This is a genomic window from Rhizobium sp. USDA 4016, assembly GCF_056279705.1.
Genome location: NZ_JBWCCY010000004.1, coordinates 1,895,752 through 1,910,027, shown reverse-complemented (window position 1 = coordinate 1,910,027; position 14,276 = coordinate 1,895,752). Strand labels below are relative to the sequence as shown.

The 14,276-nt window shown below is 62.5% G+C and carries 14 protein-coding genes; 7 read left to right on the top strand and 7 right to left on the bottom strand.

Translation table 11 applies throughout. The features are described from left to right. The first annotated feature begins 240 nt into the window (after positions 1–240). Together ACZ9DP_RS24630 and ACZ9DP_RS24625 are read left to right on the top strand one after the other, a co-directional pair. Entirely contained in the window at positions 241–744 is a 504-nt protein-coding gene (locus ACZ9DP_RS24630) for a hypothetical protein (RefSeq protein ID WP_476203848.1), read from the top strand. Positions 745–1,052: 308 nt separating this feature from the next. Next, positions 1,053–1,307: a GlsB/YeaQ/YmgE family stress response membrane protein gene (locus tag ACZ9DP_RS24625; protein WP_074068156.1), complete on the top strand. Its 255-nt coding sequence runs from the start codon at positions 1,053–1,055 to the stop codon at positions 1,305–1,307. Between the two features lie 66 nt (positions 1,308–1,373). Here the strand turns inward: ACZ9DP_RS24625 and ACZ9DP_RS24620 are convergent, their stop codons facing one another. Continuing rightward, positions 1,374–1,655, bottom strand: coding sequence for a hypothetical protein (locus ACZ9DP_RS24620; RefSeq protein WP_039844924.1), 282 nt, complete (start codon positions 1,653–1,655; stop codon positions 1,374–1,376). Positions 1,656–1,873: 218 nt separating this feature from the next. On the opposite strand from ACZ9DP_RS24620, the gene ACZ9DP_RS24615 reads away from it, so the two are divergent. The 5 genes from ACZ9DP_RS24615 to ACZ9DP_RS24595 are packed head-to-tail and all read left to right on the top strand — an operon-like array spanning position 1,874 to position 7,339. Then, positions 1,874–3,766 carry a peptidylprolyl isomerase gene (locus tag ACZ9DP_RS24615; protein WP_476203847.1) on the top strand — a complete coding sequence of 631 codons (1,893 nt, stop codon included), beginning with the start codon at positions 1,874–1,876 and terminating at the stop codon, positions 3,764–3,766. A 12-nt stretch (positions 3,767–3,778) separates the two neighbouring features. Then, positions 3,779–4,795: an anthranilate phosphoribosyltransferase gene (gene trpD, locus ACZ9DP_RS24610; RefSeq protein WP_476203846.1), complete on the top strand. Its 1,017-nt coding sequence runs from the start codon at positions 3,779–3,781 to the stop codon at positions 4,793–4,795. A gap of 9 nt (positions 4,796–4,804) precedes the next feature. Beyond that, the gene (gene trpC, locus ACZ9DP_RS24605; RefSeq protein ID WP_476203845.1) at positions 4,805–5,617 is read left to right on the top strand and encodes an indole-3-glycerol phosphate synthase TrpC; all 813 of its coding nucleotides are present in this window, start codon (positions 4,805–4,807) and stop codon (positions 5,615–5,617) included. 1 nt (position 5,618) lies between these two features. Then, positions 5,619–6,119, top strand: a complete 501-nt coding sequence (moaC, locus tag ACZ9DP_RS24600) for a cyclic pyranopterin monophosphate synthase MoaC (protein ID WP_194729723.1) — start codon at positions 5,619–5,621, stop codon at positions 6,117–6,119. Next, on the top strand, positions 6,116–7,339 hold the full coding sequence (locus ACZ9DP_RS24595; RefSeq protein ID WP_476203844.1) for a molybdopterin molybdotransferase MoeA: 1,224 nt from the start codon (positions 6,116–6,118) through the stop codon (positions 7,337–7,339). The genes moaC and ACZ9DP_RS24595 overlap by 4 nt, the downstream gene beginning before the upstream one ends. A gap of 38 nt (positions 7,340–7,377) precedes the next feature. Here ACZ9DP_RS24595 and ACZ9DP_RS24590 read toward each other — a convergent pair whose 3' ends face one another. From ACZ9DP_RS24590 to ACZ9DP_RS24565, 6 genes are all read right to left on the bottom strand, one after another. Further along, positions 7,378–8,043 carry a class I SAM-dependent methyltransferase gene (locus ACZ9DP_RS24590; protein ID WP_476203843.1) on the bottom strand — a complete coding sequence of 222 codons (666 nt, stop codon included), beginning with the start codon at positions 8,041–8,043 and terminating at the stop codon, positions 7,378–7,380. Between the two features lie 20 nt (positions 8,044–8,063). After that, entirely contained in the window at positions 8,064–8,495 is a 432-nt protein-coding gene (locus tag ACZ9DP_RS24585; RefSeq protein WP_476203842.1) for a GNAT family N-acetyltransferase, read from the bottom strand. Positions 8,496–8,547: 52 nt separating this feature from the next. Continuing rightward, entirely contained in the window at positions 8,548–10,446 is a 1,899-nt protein-coding gene (locus ACZ9DP_RS24580) for a DEAD/DEAH box helicase (RefSeq protein ID WP_476203841.1), read from the bottom strand. A 109-nt stretch (positions 10,447–10,555) separates the two neighbouring features. Further along, positions 10,556–12,415 carry a CHASE2 domain-containing protein gene (locus ACZ9DP_RS24575; protein ID WP_476203840.1) on the bottom strand — a complete coding sequence of 620 codons (1,860 nt, stop codon included), beginning with the start codon at positions 12,413–12,415 and terminating at the stop codon, positions 10,556–10,558. Positions 12,416–12,422: 7 nt separating this feature from the next. Beyond that, entirely contained in the window at positions 12,423–12,950 is a 528-nt protein-coding gene (locus tag ACZ9DP_RS24570) for a FecR domain-containing protein (protein WP_133940448.1), read from the bottom strand. Between the two features lie 141 nt (positions 12,951–13,091). Beyond that, entirely contained in the window at positions 13,092–14,237 is a 1,146-nt protein-coding gene (locus tag ACZ9DP_RS24565) for a citrate synthase (RefSeq protein WP_476203839.1), read from the bottom strand. Positions 14,238–14,276 lie beyond the last annotated feature (39 nt).

Sequence of the window (14,276 nt, the reverse complement as noted above, 5' to 3'; positions counted from 1 at the left end):
TGTTTTGGGATTTCATCACGATCGCAGCGATCTTCGGCGCTTTCTTTTTTGTGCGAGAGGCACAAACCGTGCTCGCGAAAGCCCGCCTGTCGAACTGGCGCAGCTTCACCTTCCGGTAAACGGACAAGGAAGCGACAACTTTCCTGAAACAGGATTCTGGAGGAAGCAGGTTGCTTTTCGGCCCATGCCGCGTGCAATCGGCCTGTATTTTCCAAGCTCCTGCTGCCTTCCGGATATCCCATGATCAACCGACTTGCCGCACTGCCGGTGATTTTCCTCGTTTCACTGCCTGCGGCCGCCGGTAACTACCGGCCGGACAATGGCTGCACACTGGATTATCCGCAATCTGTGCTGAAGAATGGCAGCTTCAAGCTCGACAAGGAGAAAGGCTCCGGTTCGGAGAGCATAGCGCTCACCCCGAATATCGACGTGAGCGTCGAAAGCGGCGGCTGCGAATATTCGACGAGGACTTACCGCTTCTCGATCGTCCTGACAGCCGATGAAAATCAGACGTCAGGCATTGAATATGTGAAAGCCGTCGAGCTGCTTGCCGTGCTGGAGCGTCGCAAGGAACTGGCGCTGGATTTTTCCGGCGCCCGTAAAGCGCTCCAATCCTATATGGCGTTAGTTGTAGAGCCGAAGCTGGGAGAACAGCTGTCTATTCGCAACGACACCGAGAATCAGTTTTCAGAGAAAGTCTGCATCGATGCCGATCGCGGCGCCGAGCCACGCGTATCGCGGTGACGTTATCCAGCGGTCCCTATTAGAGACAGCCGTTTTAATTCAAACTTCGCAGTTAACCGCCTGTTAATATTTAGCTTGCCCCGCAAAGCGAATGATCTATCCTCCAGAATCACAGGGCTGCGTAGAAATGTGCAACGAGAGTTCCAGAATGCCGCCGGGTTTTGCTATTCCTGCCCTCCCCGGCCTGTTTCTTTGTTGATAGCTTGTCCATTTCACATGCCGGTAACACTGCTGCTACCCTGATCCGGCAAGGAACGTTTCTGCAGGTTTTGCGTTCATTTTGTTGCTTCTCTAGGAGGGAGATCACCATGGAAGGCGAAGGCGTAGGTTGGATTGCGGCGATCATCATCGGCGGTATCGCCGGCTGGCTCGCGGAAAAATTCATGCACAGCAATATGGGGCTGCTCATGAATATCGTTCTCGGCATTGTCGGCGCGATCGTTGCCAATTTCATTCTCGGCGTCCTGAACATCCATCCACTCGTAGGCTGGCTCGGATACCTGATCACCGGTTTCGTCGGCGCCTGCATACTTATTGCGCTCGGACGCCTTGTTCGACGCTGATTTCAATCGCGCAAAAGCCGGGACTACAGCTCCCGGCTTTTTGTTGTCTTTTGTTGCGGCGTCGCTTCAGCGGCGGCTCATCAGGCCGAAGACGTAGGCAATGCCGGCGGTTACGGCGAGTGCGAAGATCGGCTCTTCACGCACTTTCTCGCGCACACGCTCGGTCATGACAGAAGCCTCGTCGGCAACGGCGGTCTTTGCGCCCTGCCCCAAGGCAACGACGCTCTCGGAAAGCCGTGCCAAATCCTCGCGCAATGCGGTGACTTGGGCCGAAAGATCGTCTGCTGCGATTTCCGCCTTCACGCGTGCGCCCGTCGTTTGTCCGGAGGCGGTCTTGAGTTCGGCCATTGTCTGCTCCTCTTTTTGCGGATGCGGCTTCAACGACGTGAGGGCCGAAAGGTTCCCTGAACCGCTTCATTTCTTAAACGTGGTCGCCTTCCGGGACCTTCGCCGGCACCTGCTATGTTTTCGCGCGCGGACGCTTCATTTCCTTACGCGTTTGTTCTAAGGAACGTCGAAAGCTTTGCCCGTGAAAGGGCGAAATATAATGCGAGGTTTGCGTTTCGATGTTCCATTTCCTGAGAAGAGCCGCCCGGACCTGGGTCGCCAAGCTCCTGATGCTTCTCCTGGTCGCTTCATTCGGTATTTGGGGCATCTCCAGTTCGCTGCTCACTGGCAGCAGCAGCACGGCCGTCGTCACCGTCGGTGACCAGCAGGTAGACGCCACCGAATTCCGCCTTGCCTACCAGCGACAGGTCGCAAGCCTCAGCCAGCAGTTCGGCATGCGTCTGACGCCCGAGCAGGCCAAGGCCTTCGGCGTCGAGCAGCAGGTGATCGCCCAGCTCGTCGCCGGCGCCTCGCTCGACCAGCTTGCCGCCGACATGAATCTCGGCCTTTCCGAAGATCGTCTAGCCCAGCTGATCGCTGACGATCCAGCTTTCAAGGCAGTCAACGGCCAGTTTGATCGCACGCTCTTCACCTCGCGCTTGCGCAACGCCGGCATCCGTGAGGCGGACTATATCAGCGAGCGCAGCAAGGTCGCTGTGCGCAGCCAGATCGTCGATGCGGTGTCGAACGGCTTCACCGCTCCTAAGACGCTCGTCGACGCGCTGAAGCTCTACCGTCAGGAAAGCCGCGACATCGACTACTTGCTGCTGACGAACGCGAACATCGAGCCCATCAAGGCTCCGGCCGAGGATCTGCTTTCGAAGTGGTTCGACGGCGTCAAGAGCCGCTATCGCGCGCCGGAATATCGCAAGATCGCCTATCTGAAGCTCGAACCTGCCGACATTGCGGATGCCTCGACCGTCACGGACGATCAGATCCGCGAGGATTTCGACAAGCGTAAGGACAGCTATCGCACGCCGGAAACGCGCACGATCGAGCAGCTGACCTTTGCCAGCAAGGATCTGGCGACGGCTGCCGAAACGGCGCTCAAGAGCGGCACCAGCTTCGATCAGCTCGTGACCGACCAGGGCAAGACTGCAAGCGACGTGCTGCTCGGCGATTTCACCAAGGACAAGGTTCCGGACCAGGCCATCGCCGATGTCGCTTTCGCAGTCGCCAGGGACGGCGGCACGACGCCGGTCGTCGACGGTTCCTTCGGCCCAGTCATCCTCCGCGTCTCCAACATCAAGCCGGAGAGCGTCAAGAACTTCGACGAGGTGAAGGAAGACATCCGCAAGCAGTTGGCGCTCGTCAACGCGTCGCAGGAGGTAATCAACGTGCACGATCGCATCGAGGATCTGCGCGGCTCCGGCCAGACACTTGAGCAGATTGCCGAACAGCTGAAGCTGAAGGCCGTCGTGATCGACGCCGTCGATCCGAGCGGGTTGGACAAGGACGGCAACGAGGTCAAGGACCTCCCCGCGAAGCCGCAGTTGATCGGTGAAGCCTTCAAGACCGAATCCGGCATTCAGGCGCCGGCGCTGTCGCTCGGCAATGACGGTTATGTCTGGTTCGACGTGCGCGAAATCACGCCGGAGCGCGACCGACCGCTGGCCGAAGTGCGCGACAAGGCCGTGCAGGATTGGACCGCCGAACAGCAGAAGCTCGAACTTGCCAAGAAGGCCGGAGAGCTGAAGCAGGAAGCGCAGAAGGGCAAGACGCTTGCCGACATCGCAGCTCCGCTCGGAATTGCCGTCGAAAGCAAGAGCGGCATCACGCGCGGCACCGAGGATGCCGTTCTCGGCCGCGCCGGTGTGACCGCTGCCTTCACAGGCCCGGTCGATACTGTTGCAAATGCCGTTGGCGGCGATCCCGGCACGCAGATCCTGCTGAAGGTCACCAGCGTCAACACGGAGCCGACGGGTGATGTGCTGAACAATCAGGATGCGCAGATCACTGCCATGGCGAACGCTGCCGGCGACGACATTCTTGACCAGATGGTGAACCTACTGCAAACGCACTACGGTGCGTCGATCAACCAGACGCTCGCCGATCAGGCAGCCGTTCGCTAGGAGCTGTAGCGCATGACCGATCTGAAGCCGCTTCTGGCCAAGGCTGCGAGCCGCGAACCGCTGACCCGCGACGAGGCCCGCGAGGCTTTCGAAATCCTGATGTCCGGTCAGGCGACTCCTTCGCAGATCGGCGGTTTCCTGATGGCGCTGCGCGTCCGCGGCGAGACGGTCGATGAAATCGTCGGTGCTGCGACGACCATGCGATCGAAGATGCTGCGGGTGGATGCGCCTGCCGATGCGATCGATATCGTCGGCACCGGCGGTGACGGCAGCGGCACCTACAATATCTCGACGCTGGCGGCGCTGATCGTCGCCGGCGCCGGTGTTCCGGTCGCCAAGCACGGTAACCGGGCACTGAGTTCGAAATCCGGAGCCTCTGATAGCCTGGCAGCTCTGGGCGTCAAGCTTGAGATTGCGCCTGAAGTGATCACGCGCTGCATCAATGAGGCAGGCGTCGGCTTCATGTTTGCTCAGCAGCACCATTCCGCGATGCGCCATGTCGGGCCGTCCCGGGTCGAGCTCGGCACCCGGACGATCTTCAACCTGCTCGGGCCGCTGACGAACCCGGCCGGAGTGCGCCGCCAGTTGCTCGGCGTCTTTGCGCCGCAATGGGTCGTGCCGATCGCTGAGGTCATGCGCGACCTCGGTTCGGAGAGCGTCTGGGTCGTGCATGGCGATGGCCTCGATGAGATCACCACCACCGGCAAGACCAGCGTAGCAGCGCTTGAAAACGGCAAAATCCGCACCTTCGAGCTTTCGCCGGCGGATTTCGGCGTTTCGCCCTGTGCACTTTCGGCGATCAAGGGCGGCGATGGCGTCGCCAATGCTGCTGCACTTCGCGAAGTGCTGAGCGGTGCGAAGAACGCCTATCGCGATATCGCCCTTGCCAACGCGGCTGCCTCGCTCGTCATTGCCGGCAAGGTGGAGACGATCGCCAACGGCATGAAGCTCGCGACCGAATCGCTTGATAGCGGCGCGACCGCCGTAGCCCTCGACAAACTGATCGCCGTTTCGAACGATATCGACTAGGATTGGCGGATGACCGATATCCTCAGAAAGATCGAGGCCTACAAGCGCGAGGAAGTCGCCGCCGCCAAGGCGAAGGTTTCGCTTGCCGACCTGAAGGCGATGCAGGCAGGGCAAACCGCGCCGCGCGGCTTCCACAAGGCGCTCGTTGCCAAGCGCGATGCCGGACACTACGGCCTGATCGCCGAGATCAAGAAGGCAAGCCCCTCCAAGGGCCTCATCCGCCCGGATTTCGATCCGCCGGCGCTCGCCAAAGCCTATGAAGCCGGCGGTGCCGCGTGCCTATCCGTCTTGACCGACACACCAAGCTTTCAAGGCGCGCCGGAGTTCCTGACGGCTGCACGCGAAGCCTGCGCCCTTCCGGCGCTGCGCAAGGATTTCATGTTCGAGACCTACCAGGTGCACGAGGCACGCGCCTGGGGCGCGGATTGCATTCTGCTGATCATGGCCTCGCTTTCCGATGACGAGGCTGAACGACTGCAGGATGAAGCCCTTACGCTCGACATGGGCGTGCTGGTCGAGGTGCATGACGCCGCAGAAATGGAGCGGGCGCTGAAGCTCTCCTCACCGCTCGTCGGCATCAACAACCGCAACCTGCGTACCTTCGAGGTCAGCCTGAACGTCAGCGAAGAGCTTTCGGCGATGGTGCCGGACGATCGCCTGCTGGTCGGCGAGAGCGGCATCTTCACCCATGCCGACTGCAAGCGGCTGCGGGCGGCCGGCATCAACACCTTCCTCGTCGGAGAAAGCCTGATGCGCCAGGATGACGTGACGGCTGCGACCCGCGCTCTGCTCTTCGGCGAAGCGGCAATCGCGGCGGAATAACATGAGCGGCGAGAAGCCAGGACTTACCCATATAGCCGCCTCCGGTGAGGCCCACATGGTCGATGTCGGCGGCAAGGCCGATACGGTTCGCATTGCAACCGCGGAAGGCCATGTGAAGATGGCGGTAGAAACGCTGCGACTGATCCGTGAAGGAAACGCGAAGAAGGGCGACGTCATCGGCACGGCGCGGCTGGCCGGCATCATGGCGGCCAAGCAGACGTCCAGCCTTATCCCGCTCTGTCATCCCCTAATGCTCACGAAGGTGAGCGTCGAGATCGAGGAGGATGTCGCCCTGCCCGGCCTGCGCGTCATCGCGACCGCCAAGCTCACCGGCAAGACAGGCGTCGAGATGGAAGCGCTAACCGCCGTGTCCGTCGCCTGCCTGACGATCTACGACATGGCTAAGGCCGCCGACAAGGCGATGGAGATCGGCGGCATCCGGCTGCTCGAAAAATCGGGCGGCAAATCCGGCGACTTCCGCCATCCGGAGGCTGGCCGATGAGCCTCCTTCCGGTCGCCGAGGCGCAAGGCAGGTTGCTTGGGCGCGCCAAGCCGATTTCCGATGTCGAGACCGTTTCGCTTGCCGACGGCGATCAGCGCGTGCTCGCGGCCGACTTGACGGCGCGGCTGACGCAGCCGCCCTTCAATGCGTCTGCGATGGACGGCTACGCGCTGCGCCGCGAGGATGCACCGGAACCCGGCGCTGAACTCAAGCTCATCGGCACATCTGCGGCAGGACACGCTTTCGATGGCACCGTGGGCAAGGGCGAAACGGTCCGCATCTTCACGGGCGCGCCGGTTCCCTCCGGCGCCGACAGCGTCCTGCTGCAGGAGGACGCTCAGAAAATCGATGGAGGCATCCGAACGAAATATCCCATCCGCCAGGGCCAGCATATCCGTCTCCGGGGGCAGGATTTTAATGAAAACGAGGGGGTGCTCTCCGCCGGCACCGTCATGGATTTCACGCGACTGACAGTGGCCGCCGCGATGAACCATGCCTCGATCGACGTGCTGCGCAAGCCGCTTGTGGCGATCCTTGCAACCGGCGACGAACTACTGACGCCAGGAAGCGACCTGGGGCCCTCGCAGATCGTTGCGTCGAACACGTTCGGTATCGCGGCGTTGGTGCACAAGGCCGGCGGCGACGTGCTCGATCTCGGTATCGTGCCCGACGACAAGGTTGCTATCACGGCAGCGGTCCGCAGGGCACAGGCCGCCGGTGCCGATGTCATCATAACGCTCGGCGGCGCCTCCGTCGGCGACCACGACCTCGTGCAGGCCACACTGGTTGCGGCGGGCATGACACTCGATTTCTGGAAGATTGCCATGCGGCCGGGCAAGCCGCTGATGGTCGGCAGCCTCGGAAGTACGCACGTGCTCGGTCTGCCGGGCAATCCGGTATCGAGCCTCGTCTGCGCCTTGCTGTTCCTCGAGCCGCTGGTCCGCAAGCTCGCCTCGCTGCCGCCGGTCAAGCGCGACGCCATGGTGGAGGCGGCTGTCACCCTTGCCTCCAACGATCAGCGCCAGGACTATGTGCGGGCGAAGCTCGCCAAGTCCTCCTCCGGCAAGTGGCTGGCGGAGCCGTTCGACAAGCAGGATTCGTCGATGATGAAGGTCTTCGCCCACGCCGACTGCCTGATCATCCGCCCGCCCCATGCGCCGCAGCTTCCGGCGGGATCCCCCTGCCCGGTGATGCTGCTCCGGCCTGAGCTTCTCGGCTGACTTATGGCAGAAGTGCGATCCGTCGCGACCCCGCTGATCTAAAGCGAATACACCCCGCTCACATTCTCCATCTCCCCCCCGAAGTCTGCGACCGCGTATGTCGTCACCAGTCGAAGCCGCTCGCGGGGCAAAGGCGCCCTGCCCGGGTCGCCGATCAGGACGTCGATGCCAGCGGCGCGGCAGCGGGCGAGGAACGGCAGGACGCGGCTTGCAAGCCTTGCATCGTAGAATACGTCGCCCGCCAGGATGACATCGCAAGCGGGAGGCGAAGCGTCGAGGATATCAGCTTGAAGCGTTTCGATCTTGGTACCATTAGTAGCAGCGTTGAGGTCTATCGCGGCAATCGCATGAATATCGATGTCAATCGCGGTGACATGGGCAGCACCTGCATTCGCAGCAGCAATAGCGACCAGGCCCGAGCCTGAACCGAGATCGAGGACATGGCGGTCGCTGACGGTCTGGGGCTGCGAGAGGATATGGCGGGCGAGCACCGCTCCGCCAGCCCAATGATAAGCCCAGTACGGCGCGGTGGAACCCGCGCGGTCAAGCCTTGTCAGTCGCCCCAGCCCGCTTCCCGAATGTGCTGTATAGAGCATTATCTCGGGAACTGACGGCACAGGCTGAAGGCGGAGGTTCTTGCGAATGAAATCTGCCGCTGCAAGATATTGCGGGCTGTCTTTGCCTGTCATTGGCGGCGCCTCCATGTCCACCGGCGCCCGCGGAATCAGTAGTTCTTCATGGCAAGGTGCGGCATGCCCCCGTCGAGAAATTCATCGCCGAACGCAGTAAACCCGAACTTCTCATAGAGCGCGATCTTGTCGCTTTGAGCCGTCAGGTAAAAGCGGTTGCCGCGTGCCGTGTGATGCGCCTCCATCCCAAAGCGGATCATCGCGCTTGCAATGCCATGGCCGCGCCACTGCGCTCCGACGGCCACGCGCCCGATCTTCACGTGATCGTCGAGATAGACGACCCGAAGCGTGCCCGCAACTTCGCCGGCCTGGATGGCGACGATGTGGTGGGCGCTTAAGTCGGCTTCATCGAATTCCTCATCGGCAGGCACATTCTGCTCACCGATGAAGACGGAGCGACGCAACTTGAAAGCTTCGTTGCACAAGGTGCTGAAGAGCGGAACGGATAAAATCACGATCTCTGTCATGGCTGCCTCCTCGGAGAGCATAAACGGAAGGCGCCAATTGTCAGTCCGTCTCTCAACCCTGCTTCTTCTTAGCGAACTTGCCCTTCGGCGCGAAGCCACCCTTGCCTTCGAATTTAGGTTTTCCCGCTGGTTTTCCCCAAGGCTTGGCGTCGCGTTTCTCACTGTGATCGCCGGTTGCGGGAGCTGTCTTACCCTTGAAATCCTTTTTGAAATTGCCTTTAGGGCGATCGTCATAGGATGTCTCGTCACGCCGCTCGCCGAACGTCTTCTTGCCGGCATAAGGCTTCGCAGCAACCGGACGGCTGAAATCCGGGGTGCCGTTCAGACGCGTCACGCGGATGCCGCGCTCCATCGTCTTGTTCGGCCCGACCGCTTGCAGGAAAGCTTCGGCGCTATCGGCAGAAATTTCCACATAGGTCTCTTCCGGCTGCATCTTGATCGCACCGATCTCCCGTTTCGTCAGATTGCCGTTGCGGCAGAGCATCGGGATCAGCCAGCGCGGTTCGGCATTCTGCTTGCGGCCGACGGAAACCGAGAACCAGACGCTCGGACCAAAGTCGTCACGCGGGCCCTTCTGGCTCGGCTCCCGCGGCTCAAAGGCATTATCGCGGCGCTGACGCTTGCGGTCGCCCTCGATCGAGACTTCGATCAGATCTTCCGGCGCCGATTGATTGGAGCGATAGAGGCGCACGAAGGCCGCGGCAAGCTTCTCTGCGCCGTGATTTGCAATGAGCTGGCCGACCAGTGCTTGATCTTCGTCGCGCCCGGCCTCGCTGAGGATCGGGTCGGCAAGCAGGCGCTCGTCGTCGCGGCGCATCACATCTTCGGCCGACGGCGGAAGAGCCCAGGTGGCGGCAATCCCGGCGGCATCGAGAATGCGCTCGGCCTTACGGCGGGCATTGAGAGGCACGATCAGTGCGCTGACGCCCTTGCGCCCTGCCCGGCCGGTGCGGCCACTGCGATGCAGCAGCGTTTCCGGATTGGTCGGCAGGTCGGCATGGATGACGAGGTCGAGGCCCGGAAGGTCTATGCCGCGGGCGGCGACATCCGTTGCGATGCAGACGCGGGCGCGGCCGTCGCGCATCGCCTGCAGGGCGTGCGTCCGCTCGTTCTGCGTCAGTTCGCCGGAGAGTGCTACGACTGCGAAATTGCGGTTGTTGAAGCGGGCCGTCAGATGATTGACCGCAGCGCGCGTCGAACAGAAGACAATGGCGTTGGTCGCCTCATAGTAGCGCAGGACATTGATGATCGCATTTTCGCGGTCAGCCGGCGCAGCGGCAAGCGCGCGGTATTCGATATCGACATGCTGCTTCTCTTCGGTCTGCGTCGAAATACGCACGGCGTCGCGCTGGTAGCTCTTGGCGAGCTTGGCGATGGCGGAGGAAACAGTTGCCGAGAACATCAGCGTCCGGCGGTCGTCGGGTGCCGCTTCGAGGATGAACTCCAGATCTTCACGAAAGCCGAGGTCGAGCATCTCGTCCGCCTCGTCGAGCACGACGGCCTTTAATGCGGACATATCGAGAGCTTTGCGGCGGATATGGTCGCAAAGACGTCCGGGGGTGCCGACGACGATATGAGCGCCGCGTTCCAGTGCACGGCGCTCGCTGCGGATATCCATACCGCCGACGCAGCTGACGATCAGCGCACCGGTCATCTCGTACAGCCACTCGAGCTCGCGCTTCACCTGCAAGGCAAGTTCGCGGGTCGGCGCGATCACAAGCGCCAGCGGTTCGGCGGCGGGTGCAAAGCGCTCCTCGCCTTCGAGCAGCGTCGGCGCGAGCGCAAGGCCGAAGGCGACGGTCTTGCCCGAGCCGGTTTGCGCCGAAACCAGCGCATCCGAAGCGACAAGTGCCGGATCGAGCATGGCTTTCTGAACGGGGGTCAGCGCTGCATAGCCGCGCTTTGCCAACGCCTTGGCGATCGCCGGGACGACGCTGTTGAGATCTGTCATCTGTCTGTCTTTCGGAATATCGGGCGCAGAAGCGCCGTGGCCGGAACCTGCCGGCAGAACGGTTGGCGCGTTCCTACCCGCTAAGACGGCAAATGTCAAAGCGGCAATGTCAGCCGGCGCAGCGCCACAGCCAGACGTCAATGCTGCCGGAGCGGCCGCGGATTTTCGTCTCCAGCGGACCTTCGAGCGGACCGGCCGGCAACGGGCCGGCGCCGGCGGATGCTGCGCGGACAAGTGCCGCGCTGAAGGCGACCTCAGCGCCGCGACTGGCCGCAACTTCCATCAGGCGGCTGGCGACATTGACGGTGTCGCCGGTCGCGGTGATCTGCTGGCGATCGCCGGTGCCGAGCCGCGAGGCGACGACAGGTCCGCAATGGGCGCCGATCTTGAAGCCGATCTTCCGTCCCCCTTGGAGAGCTGTGTGCGAATCGAGCCAGGAGCGCATGCGATCTGCGAGCGCCAGCGCGCAGGCGGCGGCGCGCGAAGCGTCGTCTTCGGCCGGGTGCGGCAGCCCGAACAGGATCATCGCACCGTCCCCCATGAAGCTCGTGATCGCGCCGCCATGTGCCCGCGCCTCCTGATCGGCTATCTCGAAAAAGCCGCTCAGGACCTCGCGCACGGTTACCGCTCCGACCGCTTCACTAAGCCCGGTAAAGCCCGAGAGATCGATGAAGACCACCGCAGCATCCTGCCGGACTGGCTCGGCAAGGAAGGATGGATCGCGTGCGAGCCATTCTCCAAGGCCGGGTGCTTCGATGCGTTGCAGGAGCTCGCTTTGGGCAGCGAAATGGCGCGCCTGGCGGCGTCCGAGAAGGAGTTGCGCTGCGCCGAAGATGAGAACCGGAGGCAACGCGGCGGCGATCGGCAACGCTGCGCTCAGCCAATAGCCTGCCTTGAACATGGCAAGATTGATGGTCGCCCAGACCACAAAAACGAGAGCGATCAAGATGAAACCGATCAGGCTGCGCCGCCAGGCTATCAGGCCGACGAGCGCAAGCGGCAGAAGCACCGCGACCGTGGCGTCAAGCCGGCGGATATTATGATCGCGGACGATGCTGTCTCCGGCGATCAGATGCGCGATCGCGGTCGAAATGACCTCGACCCCGGGGAGAACCGGGTCGAAAGGCGTTGGAAAAACGTCGCCACCGGCCGTGACGGTTGCGCCGATAACGACGACGCGGTTCTCGATTGCGTCTGCAGGCACCTTGCCATCGAGCGCATCCATCAGGCTGAAAGTCGGGATCGTCCGACGCGGGCCGTAGAAGGTAAGCGGCAGGCGCTGACCAGTATCGGTCGGAATATGCCTGTCGGCAAAGGAGATGCTGCCCGGCTGGAAGGCCGGATCGCGATCGAGCGCCAGCGACGCCGCGCGTAGCGGAAACGATGGATCCACACGCCCGGCGCTGCGCGAGATCAGCGGAATGAAGCGGGGGACGCCCGTCTCATCCGTTGCGACATTAACGACGCCGGTAGCGGCGATATCGGAAAAACGCTTGAGAGGAAGGAGCAGGCTATCGGCGACGGGAATGCCTGAAAGCGGATCGTTCGGATCGCTCGTCACCATCTGTTTGCTTTCCGGAAAGACGGCGGCAGCCGCGATGACGGAGGGCACAAGCCTGAGGGCCGATGCAAGTGCGCCATCGCCTTCCTCGGTGCCGGGATCGAGCAAGAGCAAATCAAGTGCGATCGTCTTCGGCCTCGACGCGGCAACGGCGGTGATTGCGCGGGCAAGCGTTGCGCGATCGATGGGAAAACCGTGCGAAGCTGCGGTGCGGTCGTCTATCGCAATGATCGCGACGGCAGGCGGCGGCGTCTTGCCGCCGATCAGCACGCTTCGAATATCGGTCAGCGAAGCTTCCATCCGGTCGAGGAATCCGGCGCTGCCAGCCAGATGCAGGGAGCCCAGAAAGCCTCCCCAGAGTGCGGACAGAAGAAGGGCTGCAGTGATCAGAAATCGCTGGCGCGGCATGAGGGTTCTACTGGCCGAGGCGGGCAAGCAGGGCGGCGGCGCGGGCGGCCGGCCAGCGGCGCACCTCAAGCGCGCCTGTGCCGCTCACAACATCGACGCCCTCGCCGGGGCCGAGCACCACGGGATCGCCCGCAGGACGGCGCACGGCAACGGAGCCTTGGACCACAAGCACGGAGGTCCGGCCGCCTGCAACGTCGACGGCCCATTGCGTGCCGCGCACGGCAGCGATTGCCTGCGGCGTCACCACCTGAAAGCCACCTGTGTGGCGAGCGTCGTCGACATCGACCAGGATTGCCTTGCCACGCAGCGACACAACATCGGGGCTGCCATCGCGGTTGCGGTCATTCAGCCTGAAGGCGGCACCCGCCTCGGCCGTCACCGTTACCCCGTTCGGGCAGCGGAGAACCTCACGCCCGCCCGCCGCATTCTCGACAGTGCAGCCGCCCGTTTGGGCAAGTGCTGCGCCCGCCGGCAGCAGAAATGCCGCAAGGGCGGTTGCGGTAGAACCGCACAGGAATGCTGAGATTACGCTCATGATAGGTCCCCACCTCGCGCAAGCACCCCACACCGGCATGGTGTTCGCCATGCGGTCAATTGCTTGTCCCGGCACCGTCACCATAAAACAAAACAAGGGTTTCGTATGCAGAAAAGCGCAGACTGGCAAGGCCGGCCGGCCTTATGCGCCAGAGGTTTCGATAGAGGGTCCGGTGTAACGGGCTCTTGGACGGATGAGATGGCCGCTCTCGACCTGTTCCATCGCATGCGCCAGCCATCCGCAGCTGCGGGCGAGCGCGAAGATGACGAGCGGCGCATCCCGTGGAAGCTCGAAGTGTTCCGCCATTGCCGTCAGTGCGAAATCGATGTTGACGCGCTCGCCGATCATCGCTTCGCCGGCCACTTGGATTTCGAGGAAAATCCCCGTTGGCGTGATATGCGCAAGCAGAGCTTCGGCGCGGATATCGCCGTCTGGATAGAGCGGATGACCGAAGGCCGGAAGCCGGCTGCCCTGCGCCAGGATGCGGCGGATGGCTTCCTTGGCGCCGATGCGCCTAGCCGTCTCGGAAAGCGTTGCCACGGCCTCCCAAGCGCCGCCGTGCAGCGGACCTGTCAGCGTTGCAAGTCCGGAAAGCACCGATGCGGAAAGGGTCGCGCCCGCGGAAGCCGTGACGCGTGTGGCGAAGGCCGACGCATTGAGTTCGTGATCGGCAAGCAGCACTAAGGCGCGGCGCACCGCATCGCTGGCTTCTGGCCGGCGCCAGCTTTTTGCAAGGCGCCGATGGAGAGGCTGGTCCGATGCGCCTGGCGCGAGCGCGGAAGTGATCGTCGTCATGATATCTTGCGCTTCGGCTCGCAACGCCGGGAGCGAACGGCCGAGGCTCGGCAGGTCCTGAGGCACGCGGGCGGCGAGCGCCGAGAAAGCGGCAGCCACGGACGGAACGGATGACACGCTCCCGCCGGCGGCGATGTTGATAGGCGTACCTTTGTTCCAAAGCAGTGCCGCCGTTTCTTCAAGCGTTGCATATTCGGAAAGTTTGGCGGCATCAACTCCGCGATAGTAGAGATGCCCATTGACGACGGTTGAAACCGCTGACGGAAGAACCGGATCGCCCCACTGTATCGCCTCCGCTGCGACAGTCTCGATCTTCCGCCGGCCTGCATGGCGCTCGGCAAGCCGGGTGACGTCAGCGGTGTAATAGAGGCTGCGGCGCGGGTCGGATGGATCGGGTTTGGCGCGAATGCGTCCCCGGCTGACATTGGCATAAAGCGTCTGCGGCTTGGTACCGAGACGGTTCAGCGCTTCCTCTGCAGTCAACCAGGACATTGAGCCTCATATTGATCAATTTCATCAAGATTGACGTCA

Coding starts and splice junctions, on each gene's coding strand:
- ACZ9DP_RS24630 (WP_476203848.1), top strand. CDS start 241: ATGATCAACCGACTTGCCGCACTGCCGGTGATTTTCCTCGTTTCACTG.
- ACZ9DP_RS24625 (WP_074068156.1), top strand. CDS start 1,053: ATGGAAGGCGAAGGCGTAGGTTGGATTGCGGCGATCATCATCGGCGGT.
- ACZ9DP_RS24620 (WP_039844924.1), bottom strand. CDS start 1,655: ATGGCCGAACTCAAGACCGCCTCCGGACAAACGACGGGCGCACGCGTG.
- ACZ9DP_RS24615 (WP_476203847.1), top strand. CDS start 1,874: ATGTTCCATTTCCTGAGAAGAGCCGCCCGGACCTGGGTCGCCAAGCTC.
- trpD (WP_476203846.1), top strand. CDS start 3,779: ATGACCGATCTGAAGCCGCTTCTGGCCAAGGCTGCGAGCCGCGAACCG.
- trpC (WP_476203845.1), top strand. CDS start 4,805: ATGACCGATATCCTCAGAAAGATCGAGGCCTACAAGCGCGAGGAAGTC.
- moaC (WP_194729723.1), top strand. CDS start 5,619: ATGAGCGGCGAGAAGCCAGGACTTACCCATATAGCCGCCTCCGGTGAG.
- ACZ9DP_RS24595 (WP_476203844.1), top strand. CDS start 6,116: ATGAGCCTCCTTCCGGTCGCCGAGGCGCAAGGCAGGTTGCTTGGGCGC.
- ACZ9DP_RS24590 (WP_476203843.1), bottom strand. CDS start 8,043: ATGGAGGCGCCGCCAATGACAGGCAAAGACAGCCCGCAATATCTTGCA.
- ACZ9DP_RS24585 (WP_476203842.1), bottom strand. CDS start 8,495: ATGACAGAGATCGTGATTTTATCCGTTCCGCTCTTCAGCACCTTGTGC.
- ACZ9DP_RS24580 (WP_476203841.1), bottom strand. CDS start 10,446: ATGACAGATCTCAACAGCGTCGTCCCGGCGATCGCCAAGGCGTTGGCA.
- ACZ9DP_RS24575 (WP_476203840.1), bottom strand. CDS start 12,415: ATGCCGCGCCAGCGATTTCTGATCACTGCAGCCCTTCTTCTGTCCGCA.
- ACZ9DP_RS24570 (WP_133940448.1), bottom strand. CDS start 12,950: ATGAGCGTAATCTCAGCATTCCTGTGCGGTTCTACCGCAACCGCCCTT.
- ACZ9DP_RS24565 (WP_476203839.1), bottom strand. CDS start 14,237: ATGTCCTGGTTGACTGCAGAGGAAGCGCTGAACCGTCTCGGTACCAAG.